General features: G+C 65.3%; 23 protein-coding genes and 1 other RNA gene. 11 read left to right on the forward strand and 13 right to left on the reverse strand.

Annotated features, from left to right (window positions below):
- Positions 1–79: 79 nt before the first annotated feature.
- Complete coding sequence (locus ACFSCT_RS04360; protein WP_379140412.1) at positions 80–940, reverse strand: universal stress protein; 861 nt, start codon at positions 938–940, stop codon at positions 80–82.
- A gap of 258 nt (positions 941–1,198) precedes the next feature.
- Here ACFSCT_RS04360 and nrdR point away from each other — a divergent pair, with 258 nt between their 5' ends.
- Both nrdR and ribD read left to right on the forward strand, forming a co-directional pair.
- Positions 1,199–1,666 carry a transcriptional regulator NrdR gene (gene nrdR, locus ACFSCT_RS04365; RefSeq protein WP_379140414.1) on the forward strand — a complete coding sequence of 156 codons (468 nt, stop codon included), beginning with the start codon at positions 1,199–1,201 and terminating at the stop codon, positions 1,664–1,666.
- Positions 1,663–2,742: a bifunctional diaminohydroxyphosphoribosylaminopyrimidine deaminase/5-amino-6-(5-phosphoribosylamino)uracil reductase RibD gene (gene ribD, locus ACFSCT_RS04370; protein WP_379140416.1), complete on the forward strand. Its 1,080-nt coding sequence runs from the start codon at positions 1,663–1,665 to the stop codon at positions 2,740–2,742. The genes nrdR and ribD overlap by 4 nt, the downstream gene beginning before the upstream one ends.
- Before the next feature lie 340 nt (positions 2,743–3,082).
- Here ribD and ACFSCT_RS04375 read toward each other — a convergent pair whose 3' ends face one another.
- The 3 genes from ACFSCT_RS04375 to ACFSCT_RS04385 all read right to left on the reverse strand — a co-directional run bounded on the left by ACFSCT_RS04375 (position 3,083) and on the right by ACFSCT_RS04385 (position 7,697).
- Complete coding sequence (locus ACFSCT_RS04375; RefSeq protein ID WP_379140417.1) at positions 3,083–5,134, reverse strand: capsular polysaccharide biosynthesis protein; 2,052 nt, start codon at positions 5,132–5,134, stop codon at positions 3,083–3,085.
- Positions 5,131–6,261 (reverse strand): polysaccharide biosynthesis/export family protein, encoded by a 1,131-nt coding sequence (locus tag ACFSCT_RS04380; RefSeq protein WP_379140447.1) that lies wholly within the window; start codon positions 6,259–6,261, stop codon positions 5,131–5,133. The genes ACFSCT_RS04375 and ACFSCT_RS04380 overlap by 4 nt, the downstream gene beginning before the upstream one ends.
- A 170-nt stretch (positions 6,262–6,431) precedes the next feature.
- Positions 6,432–7,697, reverse strand: a complete 1,266-nt coding sequence (locus tag ACFSCT_RS04385; RefSeq protein ID WP_379140419.1) for a capsule biosynthesis protein — start codon at positions 7,695–7,697, stop codon at positions 6,432–6,434.
- Between the two features lie 315 nt (positions 7,698–8,012).
- Between ACFSCT_RS04385 and ACFSCT_RS04390 the strand changes: the two genes are divergently transcribed.
- From ACFSCT_RS04390 to ACFSCT_RS04415, 6 genes are all read left to right on the forward strand, one after another.
- Entirely contained in the window at positions 8,013–8,624 is a 612-nt protein-coding gene (locus ACFSCT_RS04390) for a riboflavin synthase (RefSeq protein ID WP_379140421.1), read from the forward strand.
- 5 nt (positions 8,625–8,629) lie between these two features.
- On the forward strand, positions 8,630–9,226 hold the full coding sequence (locus ACFSCT_RS04395; RefSeq protein WP_379140422.1) for a hypothetical protein: 597 nt from the start codon (positions 8,630–8,632) through the stop codon (positions 9,224–9,226).
- The gene (gene ribB, locus ACFSCT_RS04400; protein WP_379140423.1) at positions 9,223–10,344 is read left to right on the forward strand and encodes a 3,4-dihydroxy-2-butanone-4-phosphate synthase; all 1,122 of its coding nucleotides are present in this window, start codon (positions 9,223–9,225) and stop codon (positions 10,342–10,344) included. Before ACFSCT_RS04395 ends, ribB begins: the two co-directional genes overlap by 4 nt.
- A 10-nt stretch (positions 10,345–10,354) precedes the next feature.
- Entirely contained in the window at positions 10,355–10,903 is a 549-nt protein-coding gene (locus tag ACFSCT_RS04405; RefSeq protein WP_379140425.1) for a 6,7-dimethyl-8-ribityllumazine synthase, read from the forward strand.
- Positions 10,900–11,376, forward strand: coding sequence for a transcription antitermination factor NusB (nusB, locus tag ACFSCT_RS04410; protein ID WP_379140428.1), 477 nt, complete (start codon positions 10,900–10,902; stop codon positions 11,374–11,376). Before ACFSCT_RS04405 ends, nusB begins: the two co-directional genes overlap by 4 nt.
- 509 nt (positions 11,377–11,885) lie before the next feature.
- A complete protein-coding gene (locus ACFSCT_RS04415) occupies positions 11,886–12,794 on the forward strand; it encodes a DUF481 domain-containing protein (protein WP_379140430.1) in 909 nt (302 codons plus the stop codon).
- A gap of 68 nt (positions 12,795–12,862) precedes the next feature.
- Here ACFSCT_RS04415 and arsB read toward each other — a convergent pair whose 3' ends face one another.
- The 4 genes from arsB to ssrS form a co-directional block, all read right to left on the reverse strand.
- Positions 12,863–13,966 (reverse strand): ACR3 family arsenite efflux transporter, encoded by a 1,104-nt coding sequence (gene arsB / locus ACFSCT_RS04420; protein ID WP_379140431.1) that lies wholly within the window; start codon positions 13,964–13,966, stop codon positions 12,863–12,865.
- Positions 13,963–14,427, reverse strand: a complete 465-nt coding sequence (arsC, locus tag ACFSCT_RS04425) for an arsenate reductase (glutaredoxin) (protein WP_379140433.1) — start codon at positions 14,425–14,427, stop codon at positions 13,963–13,965. The genes arsB and arsC overlap by 4 nt, the downstream gene beginning before the upstream one ends.
- Entirely contained in the window at positions 14,420–14,782 is a 363-nt protein-coding gene (locus ACFSCT_RS04430) for an ArsR/SmtB family transcription factor (RefSeq protein WP_379140434.1), read from the reverse strand. The genes arsC and ACFSCT_RS04430 overlap by 8 nt, the downstream gene beginning before the upstream one ends.
- Positions 14,783–14,921: 139 nt before the next feature.
- A non-coding RNA gene (gene ssrS / locus ACFSCT_RS04435) (6S RNA) lies at positions 14,922–15,077 on the reverse strand.
- A gap of 110 nt (positions 15,078–15,187) precedes the next feature.
- On the opposite strand from ssrS, the gene ACFSCT_RS04440 reads away from it, so the two are divergent.
- Positions 15,188–15,652 (forward strand): MmcB family DNA repair protein, encoded by a 465-nt coding sequence (locus ACFSCT_RS04440; RefSeq protein WP_379140436.1) that lies wholly within the window; start codon positions 15,188–15,190, stop codon positions 15,650–15,652.
- A 24-nt stretch (positions 15,653–15,676) separates the two neighbouring features.
- Here the strand turns inward: ACFSCT_RS04440 and ACFSCT_RS04445 are convergent, their stop codons facing one another.
- From ACFSCT_RS04445 to ACFSCT_RS04460, 4 genes are read right to left on the reverse strand one after another with little or no spacing between them, the layout of a single operon-like run.
- On the reverse strand, positions 15,677–16,396 hold the full coding sequence (locus ACFSCT_RS04445; protein WP_379140438.1) for a sulfate/molybdate ABC transporter ATP-binding protein: 720 nt from the start codon (positions 16,394–16,396) through the stop codon (positions 15,677–15,679).
- Between the two features lie 11 nt (positions 16,397–16,407).
- Positions 16,408–17,319, reverse strand: a complete 912-nt coding sequence (gene cysW / locus ACFSCT_RS04450) for a sulfate ABC transporter permease subunit CysW (RefSeq protein WP_379140440.1) — start codon at positions 17,317–17,319, stop codon at positions 16,408–16,410.
- A complete protein-coding gene (gene cysT, locus ACFSCT_RS04455; RefSeq protein ID WP_379140442.1) occupies positions 17,312–18,148 on the reverse strand; it encodes a sulfate ABC transporter permease subunit CysT in 837 nt (278 codons plus the stop codon). Before cysT ends, cysW begins: the two co-directional genes overlap by 8 nt.
- 5 nt (positions 18,149–18,153) lie before the next feature.
- Positions 18,154–19,122, reverse strand: a complete 969-nt coding sequence (locus ACFSCT_RS04460) for a sulfate ABC transporter substrate-binding protein (protein WP_379140448.1) — start codon at positions 19,120–19,122, stop codon at positions 18,154–18,156.
- A 583-nt stretch (positions 19,123–19,705) separates the two neighbouring features.
- On the opposite strand from ACFSCT_RS04460, the gene ACFSCT_RS04465 reads away from it, so the two are divergent.
- Together ACFSCT_RS04465 and ACFSCT_RS04470 are read left to right on the forward strand one after the other, a co-directional pair.
- A complete protein-coding gene (locus ACFSCT_RS04465; protein WP_379140444.1) occupies positions 19,706–21,016 on the forward strand; it encodes a sulfite oxidase in 1,311 nt (436 codons plus the stop codon).
- A 90-nt stretch (positions 21,017–21,106) separates the two neighbouring features.
- Positions 21,107–21,496, forward strand: coding sequence for a cytochrome C-552 (locus ACFSCT_RS04470; RefSeq protein ID WP_379140445.1), 390 nt, complete (start codon positions 21,107–21,109; stop codon positions 21,494–21,496).
- Between the two features lie 55 nt (positions 21,497–21,551).
- Here the strand turns inward: ACFSCT_RS04470 and ACFSCT_RS04475 are convergent, their stop codons facing one another.
- A complete protein-coding gene (locus tag ACFSCT_RS04475; protein ID WP_379140446.1) occupies positions 21,552–22,457 on the reverse strand; it encodes a cupin domain-containing protein in 906 nt (301 codons plus the stop codon).
- Positions 22,458–22,659: the final 202 nt, after the last annotated feature.

Consider the following 22,659-nt stretch of genomic DNA (forward strand, 5'->3'; position numbering starts at 1 on the left):
ACCGGATGCCGGCGGGGCGCGCCGGCCCCGTGACGCGATCTTCAACAGTGATACGGTTTTCGCGCGTCGGGCAGGGCGCTCAGCGCGCCATCAGGATCGGGATGTTCGCATCCTGCAGCATGTTGCGTGTGGTGCCGCCCAAGATCGCTTCGCGGAAACGGGAATGGCCATAGCCGCCCATGACGACCATCTCGGCGGCGGTTTCAAGGGTGTGCTGCTTGATCACGTCGCTGGTCAGCGGATAGGTCTGGGCGACCACCGATATTTTGGTCGGGACGCCCTTGCGCGCCAGCATCTGCGACAACTCGCTGCCCGGTTCTGCCGCGTCGCGCCCCGAGGGCGGCGGCGCGATGATCAGGATCTCGACCGTTTCGGCGCCGCGCAGGAAGGGCAGGGACCGGCGGACGGCGTCCAGCGCCTCTTCGCCCTCGTTCCATGCGATCAGGATGCGGCGGGGCGGCAACTCGGGCGGAGCCCCCGGAGGCAGGACCAGCACCGGGGCCGATCCTTGGAACAGCGCCGCCTCGGTGATCGCCACGGTATCGGGGGGCGCGTCGTCGCCATAGGGGCGGGGCATCACCACCAGATCGGAAAACCGCGCCTTCTGCCCGACCAGCGCCGACACCCCGCCCAACTGGGCGACGGCGGTGTCGATGGACCAGCGGACCGTGCTGCCCCGCATCCGTTCGTTGACGATCGCCTCGACGGCGCGCGCGCTGTCGACGGCGCGGTCGATGGCGTCCTTGAAAACCTGCGGCGCGGCATCGGGGTAATAGAACCCCGCATGCACCTGATCCAGACCAAGACAGAATATGTCCAGATGCGCATCGAAAACCGAACACAGGGTTTCGGCCGCGGTCAGCGCGGCAAGGCTTGCCGCATTCGGTTGCTTGTCCTGATCGCGCCCGGCCATCACGGTGAGAATTGTATCGTAAGACATTTTCTTTCCCACGGTTCATGTGCTGCAAGGTATCGTCGGATTGTGGCTTACATCCCATGGCGGTTCAAGGCGCCCCCGCGGCAAACCGTCGTGGCGCTTTGCCGCAGGCGTCGGGGCTTGAACGCGGCAGCCGTGCAACAGTTGCGAATCCGCATCTTGTGGCCCGGTTTTCCGCCTACCCAACCGGAAGCGGCCCCCCTATAGTCATGGCCGAATGGTGGGCCAACACCGCCACATTGGGGATAAAAAGGGGGCGCCATGCGCTGTCCGTTCTGCGGAAACGTCGATACCCAGGTCAAGGATTCGCGTCCGGCGGAAGACCATGTCTCGATCCGGCGCCGGCGCTTTTGCCCCGCCTGCGGGGGCCGTTTCACAACCTATGAGCGGGTCCAGCTTCGCGATCTGGTGGTGGTCAAATCGACCGGCCGGCGCGAGGATTTCGATCGCGACAAGATGGGGCGCTCGGTCCGCATCGCGATGCAGAAACGCCCGATCGAGCCGGAACGGATCGACCAGCTGATTTCGGGCATCGTGCGTCGGCTCGAGTCGCTGGGCGAAACGGATATCCCCTCGAAAGTCATCGGTGAGATCGTGATGGAGACGCTGGCCAGGATCGACACCGTCGCCTATGTCCGCTTCGCCAGCGTTTACAAGAATTTCCAGGCCGCGGATGATTTCGACAAATTCGTGTCCGAACTGCGTCCCGACCAAAAGGACGACGCTTGAGCCATGCCGACGATGCGCGCCACATGGCCCATGCGCTGGGTCTGGCGCGGCGCGGGCTTGGCAATGTCTGGCCCAATCCGGCGGTAGGCTGCGTCATCGTCCGCGACGGTATCGTGGTCGCGCGGGGCTGGACCCAGCCCGGCGGCCGACCCCATGCCGAGCGTTTCGCGCTGGATGCGGCGGGTGACAAGGCGCGCGGGGCCACCGCCTATGTGACGCTTGAGCCATGCTCGCATTACGGCAAGACGCCGCCCTGCGCGGATGCGCTGATCGCGGCCGGTGTGGCGCGGGTGGTCGTGGCGCTGACCGATCCGGACCCGCGCGTCGCCGGGCGCGGGCTGGCGCGGCTGCGTGCGGCGGGGGTTACGGTGACCGAGGGCGTCGGCCGCGATCAGGCCGCCGCACTGAACCGGGGGTTTCTGAACCGGATCACCCTTGGCCGGCCGATGCTGACGCTGAAGCTCGCGACCAGCCTTGACGGCCGCATCGCCACCGCTTCGGGTGAAAGCCGCTGGATCACCGGGGCCGAGGCCCGGCGTCAGGTGCATCTTCTGCGCCTGACCCATGACGCCGTGATGGTGGGCGGGGGCACCGCGCGCGCCGATCTGCCGGCGCTGAACGTGCGTGGTTTCGGCCCGGTGCGCCAGCCGGTCCGCGTCATCGCTTCGGCCCGGGGCGATATCCCGCCGCTGCCAGAGGATCACGACGCGGGCCCCCTGTGGCTGCTGCACGACCGCGATGTGGCCGTGGCGCTGCCGCCGGGCGCGCGCGGCATCGGTGTCGATAGCGTGCAGGGGCATCTCGACCCGGTTGCGATGATGCGGGCGCTAGCCGGGGCCGGGCTGACCCGCGTGCTGTGCGAGGGCGGCGGCGCCCTTGCCGCAAGTCTGCTTGCCGCCGGACTGGTCGATGACCTGATCACCTATTCGGCCGGCCTGGTTCTGGGCGCCGAGGGTCGTGCCGCCGTCGCCGCGCTGCCTTTGGCGCCGCTGTCCGCGATGCCGCGCCTGCGGTTGCGGGGCGTGCGGCGGCTGGGCGGGGATGTCATGCAACTTTGGTCGGTGGTGAACGAATGATTTCCCCTAACAAAAAGAGTTTATTTGACTTTTTTATCGGAATATTGACTTAGGTGGCCACGCTGTCTTGCCGGGGCAGCGGGTATTCGTTGCCGGGTAGATGGTTCACGGGTTCTGAATACGGGTGTCGACGCCTTGCGCCGACAGGTCATCTTGTCCGCAGTCCCGGACATTGCATTCCCCGGATTGGCCCCGGGCGCGGCTCAGGCGGCCGCGCCCGGGCCCTCCGCAGAATGCGATATCCGGGTCGACGGAAAAGGCCCTGTGGCAGGCGTTGACCCCCAACGGCATCGGGTTTTGCGGGCATCGCCCCACCCGTCACCGATCGCGCCCCTGAGTTCTAGCCGCGGCGCCAGATCGCGGAATAGCCCGCGAAGACGCCCTGCAATTTGGCCAGCCAGCGCGGGCCGCCGGGTCGCAAATCCGGGTCGGCCAGACGCTCGACGGCGATTTCGGGCGGGCAGGGCAGGCCCGACACCGGGTCGGTATAGCGCGGATAGGCGATCAGCGCCGCATGGGCAAAGGCAAGGATCTCCGGGCGGGCGGTGCGGCGTTCCGGCGTAGGCGCCAGATCGCGCGTCAGCCCCCAGCCGGCATAGAACGGCACCCCCAGACAGGTCACCGGCACGCCGCGCAGCAGCGCCTCGAACCCGAAGGTCGAGGTCAGGGTCCAAAGCTCGTCCACCACGGAAAGCAGCCGCGCCGGATTGGCGCTTGTCACCACCATATCGGCCAGTCCCGCGGTATCCGTCGCCCCCGGCCGCAGGCCCGCGACCACATCGGGATGCGGCTTGTAGATGATGAACGCCTTGGGGTTTTCGGCCCGCGTCTGCGCCAAAAGGTCGCGGTTGGTCCGCCATACGGCGGTGCCCAGCCGGATCGAGGCATCATCCTCGACCTGACCGGGGACAAGGATGACCCGCTGGCCGCCGGTCGCCGGCAGGGCCGGAGGCGCGCCCGCCAGATTGTATTTCGACACGCCGAGCGCCCGCAGCCGGTCGACCAGCGCCTGCGCCCGGGCGACGCCGCCGGCGTCGGTCCCGGCGTTGACCAGCGCCTCGAACCGCGATGGGCGACCGGGGTCATAGTAGATGCCCAGATCATCGGCGACCAGCGACAGCGGCGGGACAAGCTGGGCCCCGAGCCCGCGAGACCGCAGAAAACCATCCTCGACGCGCAGAACGGCGGGCAGGTTTTCGGCGTTGCCCGAGATCGCTTCAAGACCCTCGGCCCGACCGGCCCAGACCAGCAGGTCGCGGCCCTGATGCCGGGCCAGATCGCGGGCCTGCGCGGGATCGTCGGCAAAGCGCACACCCCGCGCGGCGCCGAAGGTCCGGGCGATGTGGCGGCGTTTCCACAGCCGCATCCCGGTCGCGACATAGCCGCGCCGGTCCTGCCGCCATGCCCGCGCCTCGGCCTCGATCTGGTCGGCGGCGCCGAAGAAATCCGTCAGCCGGTCGTGGCAGGGATCATACCAGACCGGCGCCAGAAGATGGCTGGCCGCGAAAAGCGTTTCCGCACGGTCGGCGGCACGGCCCGGCACCGGGGCCTCATCGTCCGAAAGCCCGCGCCCGGCATAGAAGGGCCGGCCAAAGACGCGGGGCCGGTGGCCGGCCAGAATGGCCTCATAGCCAAGCTGCGAGGACCAGACATAGAGACGCGCGGCATTGCCGATCAGCCGCCACGGCGATGTCGGGCCGTCGTGCAGGACCTCGCCCGCCAGCAGGTCGCCGGGGCCGAAATGTCCCGGACGCAGGCCCTGGGCCGTTTCGGGATGGCTGCGGATGACCAGCGGCAGGCCCGGGTTCTCGGCCCGTGCGACCCGAAGCATGGCCAGAAATTCCGCCCGCCCCGCACCAAGAAGCGAGGCGTCGCCCCGGGTCTGATCCACGACCAGCACATAGCCGGGATCGGGCGCGGGTGCGTCCGGAAGATGGGCGTTATACTTGGACAGATCGGCCGAAATCAGCCGCGCGATGGCGTCGGCCGCCAGATCCTGCATCTTGCGGGCGCGGGGCAGGTGGTGGTCGATCAGCGACGGCCGCGCGGGATCGAAATGGACCCCGTAAGGGTCGATCAGCAGCCCGATCGGGCCGCGTCTGGCGATCGGCCCCCGCGCCCGCCCGGGCAGGACCGAGCGCAGAAACGCATCCTCGATCCGCACCAGCGGCGCACCGGTTCGTCCGGCGACGGCGAGGCCGCGCCAGGCATAGGGCGACGCGCCCCAAACCGCGATATGATCCCCGGCGCCCGGCCACCCGGCGCGAAGCCGCCATCCGGCCAGCGACAGGATCCGGCGCAGGCGCGGGCCGGTCCAGAAACCGGCATTGAACGCGAACAGCCGCCGGGGGAGGCCCTCGGCGGCTGTTTCAGGCGTCTTGGCCTGCGTCACTTGACGGCGTTTTCCAGCGATGCGGCCTGGCTCAGCGACCCGGTCAGGGCCGATATGGTCTTGTGCCACTGGACGAACGGCGCCTCGGTCACATAGACGGTGTCGCCGTCGCGCAGCAGGAAGTCGCGGGCCACGAACAACCCGTTCGGCTGGGTCAGATCCAGAATATAGGCGACCCGCTGCGTGCTTTGGACCGAGCGGCCAAGCACCTTGCTGGCCACCGATGCCGGTTCCTCGCGCAGGACGAACACCCCGGTCGGGTCTGCAAGGTTGGAACTGAGGCCGCCGACCATGGCGATACCTTCCAGCGCGTTGATCTGTTCGTTCCCCAAGGGCACCATGGTCTGGCCGCCAAGCGCGCCAAGGGCGGTAAAGTTGCGGCTGTCTTCCTCGACCAGGATCACGTCGCCCGGGCGCAGCGCGATATCGTTGCGGGGGTTGGAATAAAGGTCGGTCAGCCAGACCTTGCCGGTTTCGCCACCGCGCTTGACCGTAACCACGGCGACCTCGGGGGCGATGGCCACGCCGCCGGCCTTGGCCAGCATCGAGGAAAGCGTGCGGGTCGGCCGCTCGATCGGATAGACGCCCTGACCGCCGACCTTGCCCATGACCGAAACCGTGGCACCATCGCCGGCAAGCCGGGTCACGGTGACCTGCGGGTCGGGGGTCTGGCTGGCCAGACGGTTGGTGATGATCTGGCGCAGCGCGTCGGGGCTGTTCCCGGCGGCGCGGATCCGGCCGGCATAGGGCACGAAGATAAACCCGGCGCTGTCGACCTGAAGCTGTTGCAACTGGGTCGAGGATGCGCCCATCGAGGTCAAGAGCCCGTCATCCACGTTTTCCCAGATCATCAGACCCAGCGTGTCGCCCGGTCGGATCTCGTCCGCGCCGACTTGGCCGGCGGCCTGGAATGAGCGTGAAAAGCCGTAGGTGGGGGCATAGCTTGCGGCCCGGGCGATGGCGTCGTTCACCATGACGATATTGGTACTGCCGCCGTTTTCGACCGCGCCGCTCATCACCTCGCGTTTGGTTGGGCCTGAACGGGGAAGCCCGCAGGCTGCCAGCACCAGCATCGCGCCAAGCAGCGCCACCCGGCCACACCGGCCAAACGCGCTGGCCGAAGCCATCGGGAAACTCAACTCGGTCAAAACGATTCTCCTGTCACCCGTCTCCGCGGCCGTCTTTTGATGCGGCGCCTGACCGGACCATACGGAAAACAAAATGCGATTACTATATATTGTGTGATGTTCGGATACCGGGATACGCATAAATTTGCCGCATGTGGCCGGATGGCGACTTAATCCCCGCCCCAGATCTGCTGGCGGGATGTGCCGCGCCCCTGTTCCAGCGCCTGATAGGGGTCGTCGGGGGCAAGCATCATGTCCACGACCAGACGCAGCGCATGGCCGCGCGAACGTGCCGCGTAATAGCCCCCGGGCACCTGAGAACTGTCCAGAAGATAATCCCGGAACACCCGGTAAAGCCGGGCATCGGGGCGCGCCGGGTTTTCCAGAAACCGGTCCAGCGGCTGTTCCGAGACCAGCCCCGGCTTGTCATAGACCGCCCGCCCCAGCGCCTTGACCGGAAGCCCGCGCCAAAGTGCCTGCTGGGCCGAGGTGGAATTCACCGTCAACACCGAACGCGCCTGCGCCAGCAGCGCGGCCAGCTTGCCGCCCGGCACGAAATGTACCCGGTCCTGAAGCCCGAGTTGCGCCGCGCGGTCCCGGATCGCCCCCCTGACATCGCCGCGCCCGTCCTCCAGCGGGTGGGCCTTGAAGACGATGTGATGGTGGCGCGGCGCATGTGCGGCGAATGCGTCAAGGCACAGATTCACGAAATCCGCCATCCGCTCGAAATCCGAATGCGCGACGAAATTACTGTCATGTTCAAGCTGCAACGGCACAAGAACAAAGGGAAATCCGCCCCTTCTTATCTTGGAGGATTCGATCAGTTGCAGCGCCGCGTTCAGCGGCGTGCGCACGATCCGGCGCATGTGCAGGACATATTCGCGCCAGACCCCGACATCGCGATGGGTGCGATAGCGGGGCCATTGCCGGCGCCGCGTCAGCAGCAGGAAATGATAAAGCGCGCCATAGAATTTATGTTGCCGCATGTCGCCCCAAGTGGCCGGCGGCCGGGTGATCTCGGGGCCCGAGCCGTCCAGCGCCGCCCGCATCCGTTCCAGCGGGATCCGCATCAGCGCCGAATGCCCGTTCGATCCGCCACGCTCATAGGTGATCCAGAACGGCCGGAGATAACCTTCCTCGAACACGTGGAGTGTGATTCCATGCGCGGCGGCGGCGGCGCGGGCGGCGGCATGAATGGGCCGGACATCGCCGTAAAGCACGATGTCGGTCACGCCGTTGCGGGCGATGATCTGGTCAAGATGCGCGGGCCAAGCCTCGGGCGGGGCATCATGGCGGATCAGATGGTCCTGATCGCTCCAGAAAAACGCGTCGCCGCCGTTGAAGGCGACACGCCAGCAGGTGGCGCCGGCGGCGGTCAGCAGCCGCGCCAGCCGGTGAAAGAACGGCCCGTGCGGCCCCTGCAGCAACAGGAACACCCGTTTTTCGGGCGCAAGCGGCGTGGCGGTGAGGTCTGGGACGGGATCGGCGGATATGGGCAATGGCGAACCGGATACAGTGCTGAACAGGCGGGAAAAGACGGCACGATAGCCCTTGACCCAGCCGGTGAATAGCGGCTCTGTGCCCCCGATGTCATCCTAAATCGCCAAAACCGGCGCTGCGTCGTTCGCGGATGGTGAACAGGGCGTTCGCGGCCGCGCGCCCCCGCCCTTGCGAGCGCGCCCTTGCGGGAGTAGGCAAAGCCTTTATCTATGGCCCTATCCAGCGGTCGTATCAGAAGCAGGGGGCATGCCATGTTCACGGGGATCATCTCGGACGTAGGTGAATTGGTCGAATCCCATATGGATGGCGACCTGCGCGCCCGCATTTCGACCCGCTATGACATGTCGGGCGTCGATCTTGGCGCCTCGATCGCCTGCGACGGTGTTTGCCTGACGGTCGTCGACAAGGGGCAGGGCGCCGATGGCAGGGGCTGGTTCGATGTCGACATCTCGGCCGAGACCATCGCCAAGACCACCATCGGTCAACAGGAATGGAACGCCGGCCACCGCCTGAACCTTGAACGCGCCTTGCGGGTCGGGGACGAGCTTGGCGGCCATATCGTTTCGGGTCACGTCGACGGCGTGGCGGTGGTCGAAAAGATCACCGACGAAGGCGGCTCGACGCGGGTGCTGTTTCGCGCCCCCGAGGCGCTGGCGCGGTTCATCGCCCAAAAGGGTTCGGTGGCGCTGAACGGCACCTCGCTGACCGTGAACGAGGTTGACGGCAACACCTTCGGCGTCAACCTGATCCCGCACACCAAGCAGGTCACGACCTGGGGGCAGATCGCCGAGGGCGACCCGGTGAATCTGGAGATCGACACCGTCGCCCGATATGTCGCCCGTCTTCAGGAATGGGGCGCGTAGCGCAGATGACCCCGACCGGCCCCGTTCACGCCCAGACGATCCGTCCCGGCATCGGCCATAACAACGGTCCCGATATGGCGGGCACCGGCTGGCGCAGGCATTGCTGGCAGAAGGCGCGGGCCGATCTGCTGCCGCATCTGCCGGTCGAGGTCGTGCGCATGCAGGTTCGGCGCGCGGCGGCGCTGGGGTTGCCCTATCGCACCTATGCCAGCGTCCGCGCCACCACCGGGCGCGACCTGATCGCGTTCCTGTTTTCGTCAAACGGGCTCGAGGTGTTCCGCGACGGGCGCCCGGTCCGGCATGCGGCGCGTCTGGCCACGATCGCCGCCGACCGGCATCTGGTGACCGCGCCCGGCGTCGATCCTCAGGCGCTGGCGGCGCGGCTGGACCGGATCGCCACCGCCCGGCCGCTGCCGGTTTTCGGAACGTCCTGGGGCCGGATGCGCGCCGACGCCAAGGCGTGGCTGCGCGATTGCCGCCTGCCGGGCGATGCCGTGTTGATGGTGGGCGAGACCGATCATGAACGCGAATATGCCGGGGCGGGCGGCTTTGCCGCCTTCATCCCCGGCACCCAGTTTTTTCAGGAGAGCGACGTCCGATGAGCTATGAAAACCCGGGCCCGGTCGAGCGCCGCCATTCCGACGTCATCTCACCCATCGAGGAAATCATCGAGGATGCCCGCAACGGCCGGATGTTCATTCTGGTCGATCACGAGGATCGCGAGAACGAAGGTGATCTGGTGATCCCGGCGCAGATGGCGACACCCAATGCGATCAACTTCATGGCCACCTACGGCCGCGGCCTGATCTGTCTGGCGTTACCCGGCGCGCGCATCGACGCGCTTGGCCTGCCGCTGATGAGCCCGCGCAACTCCAGCCGTCACGAAACCGCCTTCACCATGTCGATCGAGGCGCGCGAAGGCGTGACCACCGGCATCTCGGCCCATGACCGCGCCCATACCGTTGCCGTGGCAATCGACCCCAGCCGTGGCCCGGCCGATATTGCGACGCCCGGGCATGTTTTCCCGCTCCGCGCACGCGATGGCGGCGTGCTGGTCCGGGCCGGCCATACCGAGGCGGCGGTCGATGTGGCCCGGCTGGCGGGGCTGAACCCCTCGGGCGTGATCTGCGAGATCATGAACGAGGACGGCACCATGGCGCGCCTGCCCGATCTGATCGCTTTCGCCCAGCGGCACGGGCTGAAGATCGGCACGATCAGCGACCTGATTGCCTATCGCCGCCGCCACGACAATCTGGTGGCCGAGCGCGGCCAGCGCCAAGTGCAATCCGCCCATGGCGGCAACTGGATGATGCGGATCTTTGCGGATGAAACCCAGGGCGCCGAGCATATCGTGCTGACCAAGGGCGATCTTTGCGCGCCCGGCCCGGTTCTTGTGCGGATGCACGCGCTGGACCCGTTGCACGACGTGCTGGGTATCGGGCGCGAAGGCGCGGGCGATCTGCCCGCCGCGATGCGCCTGATCGCGGCCGAGGGGCGGGGGGTCGTGGTGCTGCTTCGCGACACCGCGATGCGGCTGTCGCAGGGCGAGCCCGGCGGCCCCCATACGCTGCGCCAATACGGGGTCGGCGCCCAGATCCTGTCGACGCTGGGCCTGTCGGATCTGATCCTGCTGACCAACTCCGCCCCCTTGAAAGTCGTTGGTCTGGACGCTTATGGCCTGACCATCACCGAGACCCGTCCGATTCCGCCCGACGCCTGAAGGAACCGCCATGGCCAGCAATGAACAGCATTACACGCTCGACCTGCCGAAATTCGATTCCGCGCCACGGCTGCTGATCGTCGTCGCCCCCTATTACCGCGACGTGGCGGACGGGCTGATCGCGGGCGCGCGCGCGGTGGCCAGGCGCGCCGGCGCGGTGGTCGATCTGGTCGAGGTGCCGGGCGCGCTGGAGATTCCGACCGCCATCGGCATGGCCGGCCGGATGGCGGATTATGACGGGTTCGTGGCGCTTGGCTGTGTGATCCGGGGCGAGACCACGCATTACGAGACAGTCTGCAACGACAGTTCGCGCGGCTTGACGCTGCTGGGGTTGCAGGGGCTTTGCATCGGCAACGGTATCCTGACGGTCGAGAACAAGGCACAGGCCGATGTCCGCGCCGACCCGGGCGGTCAGGACAAGGGCGGCGGGGCCGCCGCCGCCGCCTTGCATCTGGTCGCGCTTTCGCGCAGATGGGCGGGCACCCGCCGGGGCAAGGGCAAAAAGCTGCCCGACACCATCCTGATCGCCGGCCAAACCGAAGGACCGACCACCGCATGAGCTCTGCCCCCACTCAGCGCGCCAACCGCCGGCAACTCAGCTCGGCCGCGCGTCTTTATGCCGTGCAGGCGCTGTTTCAGATGGAGGCCGCCGGCCAGTCGGCAGATCGCGTCCAGCGCGAGTTTCAGGATTACCGCATCGGCGCCGATGTCGAGGGCGAGGCGATGCCCGACTGCGACGAGGATCTGTTCAACCGCATTCTTGACGATGCGGTGACATGGCAAAGCCGGATCGACCAGATGGCCGACCGGGCGCTGGTCGCGCGCTGGCCGATCGACCGGATCGATCCCGTGCTGCGGGCCGTATTCCGGGCCGCCGGGGCCGAACTTGTCGCGCCGAACACGCCGCCCAAGGTGGTCATCTCGGAATATGTGAACGTCTGCGCGGCGTTTTTCCCCGACAGCCGCGAGGCGAAATTCGTCAACGCCGTGCTTGATCACATGGCACGCGAGGCGCGTCCCGACGCCTTCTGAGGTCTTGCCGCGATCCGAACCGGGCCAAGCTGCGGCGCCGGCGCCTCTCCGATCTTGGCAAAGGCAAGTGGCAGCGGCTTTATGCATCATTTGTCAAACCAGATTTTGGGTCGCCGCGTGTCGATTTGGCAACATTTTCGACGGGGCCCGGCGGGCGCGCGTGGGTAGTGTGATGAACCACGTGAACGGACATCACGAAAGCGTGATAACGGGGCGAGGTTCCGCAACTTACGCGCGCATCGTTAAGCATTGTTTCGCTTGATGTTCCCGGGATTGCCTCAACGTGACGATCACGTGAAAGCCTGCCGAATGACCGGCACATTGGGCGGGAAATCGCCCAAAGGGGGGTTCCATCTCACGACTTCAACTTATCGCGATCCGGGGCGGTTTCAGGCATCAGCACGGGCTGTTCTTTCATACCCGGGGCAGGGGGCATATGTGTCCGTTCGCAGAGATGCTCGGGCACTTTCGGGTGCGCCGATCACGTAACGGAACTTGAGGATTCAGTCATGAAAACCATTTCCATGCTGGCGGGTGCGACGGCACTTGTAGCTTCGCTTTCAGTCCTTCCCGCCTTCGCCCAGACCGAGTCGGCCGCGGGCGCCAACATCACCGGCGGCACCAATGTCGAAACCCGTATCGACGACATCCAGGACGCGGTTCAGGACAACTTCGACCGCTCGAACGATATCTATCGCTGGGGCACCCCGAACGCCCGTCAGGGCCTGACCGGCGGCGTGTCGCTGTCCTATGTCGGCCGCACGGGTAACGTCGAGAACCAGAACTTCGACCTTGCCGGCCGTCTGGCCTATACGCAGGGCCCGTTCTCGCAGCACGTCGGTATCGCGCTGGAATTCGGCGAAGACGATCGTGGCCGCAAGGACACCGAGGACACGCTGGCCGTCTATGACGCGATGTATTCGTTCAACGACCGTCTGTATGCCTTCGGTCTTGGCCGTGTGGCCGTCGACGGTCTGGCCGACGACTTCAAAGGCCTGACCGCGGACGAGATCGCCGACCACGCCGGCCGCGTCAAGCGCGACGCGTTCCTTGGCTTCGGTCCGGGCTACCGCATCATCAACACCGACACCACCGCGTGGCGCGTGCAGGCCGGTGTGGGTATCCGCTATACCCAGACCGTCGACTTCAACGAGGCCGACAACCTGCGCTCGAACACCGGCGTTGGCTACATCGTGTCGTCGCGGTTCTACCACCGCTTCAACGACAACGTCTTCCTGACCAACGACACCGACTTCCTGAAGTCGGACGACAACAAGACGGCCACCAACGAACTGGGCGTGAACGTCAAGATGTCTGACGCATTCTCGACCCGCGTCAGCTATATGACCGAGTATCAGTCGGACCGCGAAATCCGCACCGACAACAAGCTCGGCGTGGCACTGGTATACGGTTTCTGATCCCTTTCCCTCGGATCAGTCCCTCTGACGGGGCGGCCTTCGGGTCGCCCCTTTTTTATTGGTGCGTTTTATCGCTGGGGCGACGCGGTTTGCGGCGGTTTGCGACCATCCGGACCCGGCGCCGCTGCGCCATACCATCGCGCCCCGAACCAAAGCGCCACATGCACCAGCAGGATCAGTGCCGGCACCTCGACCAGCGGCCCGATCACGGCCGCAAATACCACCGGTGAGGCAACGCCGAAGGCGGCGATGGCGACGGCAATCGCCAATTCGAAATTATTGCCCGCCGCGGTGAATGCGATGGCCGTCGTGCGCGGGTAATCGCTCCGGATCAGCCAGCCCATGGCGAAGCTGATCAGGAACTGGACGAGAAAATAGATCGCCAGCGGCACCGCGATCCGAATGGCGTCCAGCGGCAGGTCAAGCACCTCGCCGCCTTTCAGGCTGAACACCGCAACGATGGTGAACAGAAGCGCCGCCAGCGTGATGGGGCCGATGCGCGGCAGGAATGCGGTCCGATACCAGTCTTCGCCCTTACGGGCGATCAGGGTTCGGCGGGTCAGAAACCCGGCCGCGAAGGGGATCCCCAGATAGATCAGGACGGCCTTGGTGATCGTCCAGAACCCAACGTCGATCACGCTGCCCTCGAGCCCGAAAAGCGGCGGCAGCACCGACAGGAAGAACCATGCGTAGGTTGAGAAGAACAGGATCTGAAAGACCGAGTTGAAGGCGACCAGAGCCGCGACATACTCCCCGTCGCCCTGCGCAAGCTGGTTCCAGACCAGCACCATCGCGATGCAGCGCGCCAAGCCGATCAGGATCAGCCCGGTCATATATTCTGGGCGATCGTGCAGAAAGATCACCGCCAGGGCGAACATGAGCACCGGGCCGACAAGCCAGTTCTGCACCAATGACAGGATAAGAACACGGCGATCACGAAACACCCGGGGCAGCTCTTCGTATCGCACCTTTGCAAGCGGCGGATACATCATCAGGATCAGCCCGACGGCGATGGGAATATTCGTCGATCCGACCGAAAGCCCGTTCAAGGCGCCCTGAAATCCCGGAAATGCCGCCCCCAGCGCCAGGCCAACGGCCATTGCCGCGAAAATCCACAGGGTCAGCCAGCGATCCAGGAAAGACAGACGGGCAGGGGTGGCGGCGGGGATCATCTGGGCTTTCCTTGATCTGGAGTGGCCGGAAAAACCGGGTTGCCGCTGTTGTCGACCACTGGGGCGCCATCCTCTTTGAAAAAGGCACCGCGTTGCGGGGGCAACAAATCAAGCACCTGTTCGGACGGGCGGCACAGGCGAACGCCGCGCGGGCTGACGACGATGGGTCGGTTGATCAGGATCGGATGGGCCATCATGGCCTCAAGCAACTGATCGTCCGTCAACAGCGGATCAGCCAGCCCCAGTTGATCGTAAGGCGTGCCTTTTTCGCGCAGGACCGCCCGCAGCGGGATCGACATGCGCGCCACAAGCCGGGTCAGCATCTCGGCCGACGGCGGTGTTTTCAGATATTCGATGACATGCGGCTCGACCCCCGCATTGCGGATCAGGCCAAGCGTATTGCGCGAGGTGCCGCAATCGGGGTTGTGATAGATCACTACGTCGAAGGACCAGTCAGACATCGGCGGACTCCTTGGTCGGGGTGCAACCGCAGGTCAGGATCCGTTCGATCGGCGCGCAGATTTCGGGGTGACCCTGACAGCAGTCGCGCATCAGAAAGCCGATCAGTTCGGAAAGCGCGTCAAGCTGCGCACAATAGATTATCTGCCGGCCATCGCGGCGCGATAGCACCAGTCCGGCATGTTCCAGATGGCTAAGATGAAACGACATCCGGGACGAGCTTGCGTTGTCCATCGCCTTGGCGATCGCCCCGGCGGGAAGGCCTTTGGGGCCTGCGGTGACCAACAGCCGAACGATACGCAAGCGGGTTTCCTGCGCGAGGGCCGCGAAAGCGGAAAGGGCCTGTGCTTCTTTCATCGAATCAATATCTCAAGATATGTTGAGATAAATTAGCCGGTGTTGGTGTGTCTATGCAAGCCATGATCGTGAACCGGGTGCCGAACCGTTCGGCCCGGAATGCAAAAAGCCGTCCCCTTGGGGACGGCTTTCTTGGGTGACGGGAACCGCGGCAGCCGTGTCGGCTGTCATTTCCCGAGAGCCTGGAGAACCAGGTGGGCGCCGGGTAGCCGGACCAGGGTCCGGGCAGAGCCAGCTCCCTCGGAAATATTATAGGCCACTGGAAAAGGGCCGATCACGCACAGGGCAGAAGCCCGTCGGCATCAAAGATAAGATCGTCGGTAACCTGCTGCAAGAGCCGCCGCGCGGCTCCTGTCGCGCGCGACCCGTCTTGCCAGATGTTGCCGTTTCGTTCATGGTGCCACGATGGATGACACCAGCCGCCTTCAACCCGGACAGCGCCTGCAGCGCGGGGTCGCGCGTTTTCTGCGCGATCTGGGTCACGCCAGCCTTCTGGAATTCGTGCCGGCGCCGGGGCTGCGTGTCGATGTGATCTCTATCTCGCCCAAGGGCGAAATTTGGATCGTCGAATGCAAATCCTGCCGCGCGGATTTTACCGGCGACCGGAAATGGCAGGGCTATCTGGAGTGGAGCGATCGGTATTATTGGGCCTGTGACACCGCGTTTCCGGCCGAGTTGTTGCCCGAGGATACCGGCATGATGCTGGGCGATGCCTATGGGGCCGAGATCGTGCGGGAATCGCCGCTGACCCCCCTGGCCGGTGCGCGCCGGAACCGGCTGACGCGGGATATTGCGCGGACGGCCGCGCTGCGGCTTCAGACGGCGATCGACCCCATGGGCGTGCTTCAGAGCGGCCCGGGCGGCAGGTGATCCCGGCCGCCGGCCGCCGTCGGTTCAGGCATTGACGAAATCACGCACGAAAGCCGTTGCCGGCCGGGCGCGGATGTCCTGCGGGCGGCCGATCTGCTCGATCCGGCCCATCGACATGACCACGACCAGATCGGCAAGCTCCATTGCCTCTTCCTGATCATGGGTCACGAAGATCGTGGTCAGCCCGGTTTCGTCGTGGATGTCCCGCAACCCCTGACGCAATTCCTTGCGGACCTTGGCGTCCAGCGCACCGAAGGGCTCATCCAGCAGCAGCATCCGCGGCTCGATCGCCAGCGCCCGGGCAAGGGCCACGCGCTGACGCTGGCCACCGGAAAGCTGGTTGGGATAGCGGCCGCCCAGATCGGGCAACTGGATCAGGTCGAGAAGCCGGGTGACGCGGCGCGCGATCTCGGCCTTTTCGGGGCGGCGCGCGCGCGGGCGGGCGTTCAGACCATAGGCGATGTTGTCGAACACCGTCATATGCCGGAACAGGGCATAGCTTTGAAACACAAAGCCCGCGCGGCGTTCCTGAATGGTCAGCCCGGTCGCGTCCTGCCCGTCGAACAGCACCCGGCCGGAGCTGGGAAACTCAAGGCCCCCCAGAATGCGCAAGAGCGTGGTCTTGCCCGAGCCCGACGGCCCCAGAAGCGCCACCAGAGCGCCCGAGGGGATCGCCAGCGACACCGGATGCAGCGCGATACTGGCCTTGAACGATTTTGCGATTTCTTCGATCTCGATATGCATGGCGGTCTCTTTCAATGGCGGCGGGTGGCGGCAAGCTGGTCGGCATGACGCAGCTCCAGCCCGGTTTTCAGCATCAGGGTCAGCAGGGCGAGGGCGGTCAGCAGCGCTGCCATCGAGAATGCGGCGACCGAAAGATATTCGTTATACAGCATCTCGATGGTGATCGGCATGGTCGCGGTCTTGCCCCGGATCTTGCCCGAGACCACGGCGACGGCGCCGAACTCGCCCATGGCGCGGGCGGTGCACAGCAGCGTGCCGTAAAGCAGCGCCCAGCGGATATTGGGCAGGGTCACGGTGCGGAAGGTCCGCCACCCCGAAGCGCCCAGCGTCAGGGCGGCCTCTTCCTCGGCCCGGCCCTGTTCGATCATCACCGGGATCAACTCGCGGGCGACGAAGGGGAAGGTGACGAAGACCGTGGCCAGCACGATGCCGGGGATGGCGAAGACGATCGGGAAGCCATGCGCCACCAGCCAGCCACCGACGACCGAGTTCGCCCCGAACAACAGCACGATGCACAGGCCCGCGACGACCGGGCTGACCGAAAACGGCAGGTCGATCAGGGTGATCAGAAACGCCTTGCCGCGAAAGTCGAATTTGGTGATCAGCCAGGCGGCGGCGATGCCGAATGCGGCGTTGACCGGCAGGGCGATGGCCGTGATGATCAGCGTCAGCCTGATCGCCGACAATGCGTCCTTGTGGGCAAGGCTGGCCAAGGCGGCGGCGATGCCGTCGGCCAGCGCCTCGGCGAACACGGTGACAAGCGGCGCAAACACCAGCACGGCCATGCCCAAAAGGCTGATGGCGATCAGTGTCAGCCGCGTGGCCCGGCTTTCGGCGGTTGCGTCGCGGAACCCGCGCGGCGGGGTTGCCCGCTGCGGCGCGGGCGCCCCTGCGGGCCGGTTGGTGATGATGGCGTCAGACATTGCCCATTCTCCGGCGCGAGAAAATCTGGATCAGGTTGATGACCAGCAGCATCGCGAAAGAGATCACCAGCATGGCGATGCCGATGGCGCCCGCCGCGTCATAGTTGAACTCTTCCAACTGGATCACGATCAGAAGCGGCGCGATCTCGGTCTTCAGCGGGATGTTCCCGGCGATGAAGATGACCGAGCCGTATTCGCCCACCGCGCGCGCCAGCGACAGCGCGAAGCCGGTCAGCGCCGCCGGCGTCAGCATCGGCAGGATGACATGGCGGACCGTGTACCCGCGCGAGGCGCCGAGCGTGGCCGAGGCTTCCTCGACCTCGCGGTCGATCTCTTCGATCACCGGCTGCACGGTCCGGGTGACGAAGGGCAGGCTGACGAAGATCAGCGCCAGAAGGATACCCCATTGCGTATAGGCGATCTTCACGCCGATCTGGGCGAAGAACTGCCCGAAGGCGCCGTTCGGGGCGTAAAGCGTGGTCAGGGCGATGCCGGCCACGGCGGTCGGCAGCGCGAAGGGCAGGTCGACGGCGGCGTCGATGATGCGGCGCCCGGGAAAGTCATAGCGCACCAGTACCCAGGCCAGCAGGACCCCGAAAACCAGATTGAACAGCGCCGCCAGAAAGGACAGCCGGAAGGACAGAAACAGCGCCGCCCAGACCCTTTCGCGGTTCACCACCTCCCAGATATTGCCAAGGCCGAAACCCGCGCCCTGCAACAGCAGCGCGCCGATCGGCAGCAGAACGACGATGGACAGCATCGTCAGGGTGATGCCGGCCGACAATCGCAGGCCGGGCATCGGGGTTTTCTGGACAAGACCGCTGAACATGGCGGTCACTTCGCGGTATAGATCTGGTCGAAGATGCCGCCGTCGCCGAAATGTTCGGGCTGGGCTTTTTGCCAGCCACCGAATTGGCTGATATTGACCAGATCCAGTTTCGGGAAACGGGCCACGTCCTTGGGGTCGGCGGCCGAGCTGTCCCAGGCGCGGTAGTAATGCTTGAAGGCAAGCGCCTGCCCCTCGGGGCTGTAGAGATAGTCCAGATAGGCATTCGCCAGCTTCCGCTGCGCGTCGCTGGCGATATTCGCCTCGACCACCGCGACCGGCGGTTCAGCCAGGATGCTGACCGAGGGGACCACGATCTCGAACTGATCCGGTCCCAGCTCTTCCAGCGCCAGATAGGCCTCGTTCTCCCACGCCAGCAGCACGTCGCCGATGCCGCGTTGAGCGAATGTCGTGGTCGCACCGCGCGCGCCGGTATCCAGAACCGGGACATGGGTGAACAGTTGACGGACGAATTCCTTGGGGTCCTGATTGTTCTTCTCGGCCCATGCCCATGCGGCCAGATAGTTCCAGCGCGCCCCGCCCGAGGTCTTCGGGTTCGGCGTGATCACCTCGACCCCGTCCTTGATCAGATCGCCCCAGTCCTTGATGCCTTTCGGATTGTCCTTGCGGACCAGAAACACGATGGTCGAGGTATAGGGGCTGGAGTTGTGCGGCAGTTTCGCCTGCCAGTCCTTGGGCAGCTTGCCGGCCTCGGCGATCTTGTCGATGTCCGAGGCCAGCGCCAGCGTCACCACCTGCGCCCCCAGCCCGTCGATCACCGCCCGCGCCTGCGCGCCCGATCCGCCGTGGCTGGTTTCGATTTCGGGCGCTTCATTGCCCTCGGCCTGCCATTTGGCGGCGAATTTCTCGTTCAGTTCCTTGTACAGCTCGCGCGTCGGGTCATAGCTGACGTTCAAAAGCGCCTCGGCCTGCACCCCGGTGGGCAGCGACCACAGCGCCATGACGGCCAAAGCCATTGCAGAGATACCGTTCCGGACGCGGCGCAGGGCGATGTCGCGCAGGCAATCCGCCGGGATTGCGCGGGCCGCGGCGAAGGGGCGGGGCTGCTGACTGGATTTGGTGAGAATCAACATTTCGGCTTTCCTTGGTCGTTCGGTTTCAGGGATGCCCGTATGCATCCCCATTAATACGACCGATTAAATCGTCTAAAGCAAGATAAAAATCACGATGCGACAAGTCGGGAATAAATACCGCCGGCAGAAGGGGGCATGATCCACAGGAAATACGTGAAATCAGTGACTTGCCGACAAGCTGCCTTGCCTAAAAATTACGCAGATCGCCTCTCGCCCGGCCGGCCTCGGCGGAAATGCGCGTGCCGGGCCGCTTCCGTTCCGGTTCCGACTCGCGACTGGGGCGGATGACTTCCGCCCGGATACCGAGTCAGCGCGCTTGATTGGCGGCGGCCTTGGTGGCAGTCTGGGCGCATAACAGGAGGACCGGTTTCGTGCCGGAAAAATAGACAATATATTTCAGTAAGTTGTAGCTTATCTGCCACCATATTGTGCAGAAACTCGCGATGAACGACGAAAAGGAACCACCATGTCTGACACGGTTGAAACCGATATGAAGGACCCTGACGACACCGCCCCGAAGGCCACGGCGCCGGAGGCGGGTCAACCCGTGCAACCCGGCCGCCGGGCGTTCCTTCGCAAAGGGGGGTTGTCGGCATTCGGCGCCATGCTCGGCATGACGATCCCGTTCGAGCGCGGCTTGCCGGCGGGGGTGATTCCCGTCGCCTTGGCGCAGGACACTGGGCAGGACCTGATGTCGGGCAAATCCGGGCTGGTGGTTCTAAGCGACCGGCCGCTGAACGCCGAAACGCCGGCCCATCTGCTGGATGACGACATCACCCCCTATGACCGCATGTTCATCCGCCTGAACGGCCTTGTGCCGCAGACGGCGCTGGATGGCGATGCCACAGATTGGAAACTGGTCATCGACGGCGAGGTCGACAAGCCGCTGGAGCTGACGCTGGATGACCTGAAATCTCAGTTCGAGAACGTGACCAGCGCGCTTGTGGTGGAATGCGGCGGGAACGGCAGGGCGTTCTATCAGCCGGGCACGACCGGCAACCAATGGACCCTCGGGGGGGTTGGCTGCCCCGAATGGACCGGCGTCCGGCTTGCCGACGTCCTGAAAGCCGCAGGGGTCAAACCCAGCGCGGTCTATACCGGGCATTACGGCAATGATGTGCATCTGTCGGGCGAAGAGAAAGACACGATCTCGCGCGGGGTGCCGATCGAGAAGGCGATGGAGAACGACGGAATCATCGCCTGGGCGATGAACGGCGAACCGATTCCCGCCTTGCACGGCTTTCCGCTGCGGCTGGTGATCCCCGGCTATCCCGGCTCGGTCTCGCAAAAATACCTGACCCGGATCTGGGTCAGGGATAAGGTGCATGACGGGGAAAAGATGGGCGGGGCCTCCTATCGCATGCCCGCCCATCCGGTCGCGCCGGGTGCCGAAGTGCCCGAATCGGACATGGAAATCCTGACGGAAATGCCCGTCAAATCACTGATAACGTTCCCCGAAACCGGAACGAGCGTCGCAAGCGGGCAACAGGCCGAGGTGCGTGGCCACGCCTGGACCGGAAATGGCGATGTCGCGGCGGTCCATACCTCGATCGACTTCGGACAGACCTGGCAGGAAGCCACCCTTGATGCGCCGCCGAACCGTTTCGCATGGCAGCGGTGGCGCGCGATGGTGACCCTGCCCGCGGCCGGCTATTACGAGGTCTGGGCACGCGCGACGGACAAGAACGGCGTGTCTCAGCCGCCGGTATCGCCCGGCTGGAACCCGCGTGGTTATGCCAATAACATCCAGCACCGCATTGCCCTGATCGCGACCTGAGCCATGGCGCAGCACATGTCATATCCCGCGAAAAGCCCCGCGTCCCGCCCGGTAACGGCTGCCGTCCTGGCCGCAGGATTATCCTGCGTCATGCTGTTCGCCGGGCCAGTCACGGCACAGACGGATGCGACGCAGGCGGTCTTTGACCCGATGAAGGCGCTGACGGAAAAGGGCGCGGTGGTTTCGTCGGGCAAGGATCCGATGACGGCCCTGCGCATGGCCGAACCGACCGAGGAGGGCGCGCCCGCGCCCAACCCGGAATTCGGCGGACTGCCGGATGCTCCGGGGGCGGAAGAAACCTTTTATCAGTGCACCGCCTGCCATTCGACCGAGATCATCAAGCAGCAGCGTCTGACCGATGGGCGTTGGGACGAGCTGTGGAAATGGATGGTCGACAAGCAGGGCATGGTCGAGCCTGACCCCGAAACCAAGGTGGTCATACTGAACTATCTGAAAGCGAACCAGTCGTCCGAGCGATAGGCGCGGGAGACAGCGACGGGACCGGAGCACCACGGGCTGCTCCGGTCCATTTTTTTCAGCCGTTCGGCATCGGATAGTCGTCGGCGTTCAGAACCCAGCCGTCTTTCTGCGAAAAGTCGATGCGCGGCGGGCAGAAGATATCGACCAGATCATTTTCCCCTGCACCGACCGAGCGGGTGGTGTGGATGACCGGCGGCGGAATGATCAGCGACGAGGGCGAGCCGACCGTGATCGTCAGATCCTCGCGCCAGTCAGCCATGTCGACAGTCCATGGCCAGCGCAGATGATGGACGAAATCGCCGCGCAGCGTCAGCGAGCATTGCTCGAAATCGTCATGGTGATGGGGCGACAATTTCGTCGTGTCGCGCGGGCCGACCTGCGGGCGAAAGACGTTGACCATGAATGTGGTGCACCGAAAGATGCGCCCGAACCGCCCCGGTGCATCAGGCACGTCAAGCGCATAATGACGCACCTTCCAGCCGCCGACGGGGTCGGGCCATGGGGCGAATGCGGGGATATGGTGGCGATGCTGGTCATAGGCATCGGCGTTCGACGCGGCCCCGGCCAGATCCCGCGACCTGATGGTGAAAAGCCGCGTAACCTGACCACCGCCGCCCAGCGTCACGCGGCTGTCGCCGGCGGGGATAAAGGCGATGCTCTGTCCCGGAATCTCGACGGTTTCGCCGCCCCATTCCACCACCGCGCCCGGGCCGGCGTCCGGCAGGTACAGCACATATTCATCGGGCTGGCCCTCACGGCTCAGCACCGCGCCGGGTTCGGTTTGCGAATAGGCGAGCACGAAATTGTTGCCGCGATGATACCAGCTTTTCCAGCCGGGACCCGTCGCCTGCGGGTCGGACGCATAGAACAGCGCAAGCTGTTCCTTGGCGATCAGCCCGGTCGCCGGGGGTTTCGCGCCCGCCGCGAACAGCTCGGCCCGGGGATCCTTGTCCTTGTACATGGCTTGTTCCTTCCTTTGCCTCAGCCCTGGGGTGGGGCCACAAGGCGCCGCGCGGATTTCAGCAGCATGCTCTGATCCGAGCCGCAGACGAAAACCGAGATGCCTCTCTCGCGCCACTTCGGGACCTGTGGGCGCCTCTAAAAATTGCAGCAATGCGGCGGTCGGGGTATGACGCGGGAGGCGTTCGACGGTAGGGGCATGG

This window comes from Paracoccus pacificus, assembly GCF_042680785.1.
GTDB classification, from domain to species: domain Bacteria; phylum Pseudomonadota; class Alphaproteobacteria; order Rhodobacterales; family Rhodobacteraceae; genus Paracoccus; species Paracoccus pacificus.

Bases quoted from the DNA above. Each gene is read 5' to 3' on its own strand.
- ACFSCT_RS04360 (WP_379140412.1), bottom strand. From the start codon at position 940: ATGTCTTACGATACAATTCTCACCGTGATGGCCGGGCGCGATCAGGAC.
- nrdR (WP_379140414.1), top strand. From the start codon at position 1,199: ATGCGCTGTCCGTTCTGCGGAAACGTCGATACCCAGGTCAAGGATTCG.
- ACFSCT_RS04380 (WP_379140447.1), bottom strand. From the start codon at position 6,261: ATGGCTTCGGCCAGCGCGTTTGGCCGGTGTGGCCGGGTGGCGCTGCTT.
- ACFSCT_RS04390 (WP_379140421.1), top strand. From the start codon at position 8,013: ATGTTCACGGGGATCATCTCGGACGTAGGTGAATTGGTCGAATCCCAT.
- ACFSCT_RS04395 (WP_379140422.1), top strand. From the start codon at position 8,630: ATGACCCCGACCGGCCCCGTTCACGCCCAGACGATCCGTCCCGGCATC.
- ribB (WP_379140423.1), top strand. From the start codon at position 9,223: ATGAGCTATGAAAACCCGGGCCCGGTCGAGCGCCGCCATTCCGACGTC.
- ACFSCT_RS04405 (WP_379140425.1), top strand. From the start codon at position 10,355: ATGGCCAGCAATGAACAGCATTACACGCTCGACCTGCCGAAATTCGAT.
- nusB (WP_379140428.1), top strand. From the start codon at position 10,900: ATGAGCTCTGCCCCCACTCAGCGCGCCAACCGCCGGCAACTCAGCTCG.
- ACFSCT_RS04415 (WP_379140430.1), top strand. From the start codon at position 11,886: ATGAAAACCATTTCCATGCTGGCGGGTGCGACGGCACTTGTAGCTTCG.
- arsB (WP_379140431.1), bottom strand. From the start codon at position 13,966: ATGATCCCCGCCGCCACCCCTGCCCGTCTGTCTTTCCTGGATCGCTGG.
- arsC (WP_379140433.1), bottom strand. From the start codon at position 14,427: ATGTCTGACTGGTCCTTCGACGTAGTGATCTATCACAACCCCGATTGC.
- ACFSCT_RS04430 (WP_379140434.1), bottom strand. From the start codon at position 14,782: ATGAAAGAAGCACAGGCCCTTTCCGCTTTCGCGGCCCTCGCGCAGGAA.
- ACFSCT_RS04440 (WP_379140436.1), top strand. From the start codon at position 15,188: ATGGATGACACCAGCCGCCTTCAACCCGGACAGCGCCTGCAGCGCGGG.
- ACFSCT_RS04445 (WP_379140438.1), bottom strand. From the start codon at position 16,396: ATGCATATCGAGATCGAAGAAATCGCAAAATCGTTCAAGGCCAGTATC.
- cysW (WP_379140440.1), bottom strand. From the start codon at position 17,319: ATGTCTGACGCCATCATCACCAACCGGCCCGCAGGGGCGCCCGCGCCG.
- cysT (WP_379140442.1), bottom strand. From the start codon at position 18,148: ATGTTCAGCGGTCTTGTCCAGAAAACCCCGATGCCCGGCCTGCGATTG.
- ACFSCT_RS04460 (WP_379140448.1), bottom strand. From the start codon at position 19,122: ATGGCTTTGGCCGTCATGGCGCTGTGGTCGCTGCCCACCGGGGTGCAG.
- ACFSCT_RS04465 (WP_379140444.1), top strand. From the start codon at position 19,706: ATGTCTGACACGGTTGAAACCGATATGAAGGACCCTGACGACACCGCC.
- ACFSCT_RS04470 (WP_379140445.1), top strand. From the start codon at position 21,107: ATGCTGTTCGCCGGGCCAGTCACGGCACAGACGGATGCGACGCAGGCG.
- ACFSCT_RS04475 (WP_379140446.1), bottom strand. From the start codon at position 22,457: ATGTACAAGGACAAGGATCCCCGGGCCGAGCTGTTCGCGGCGGGCGCG.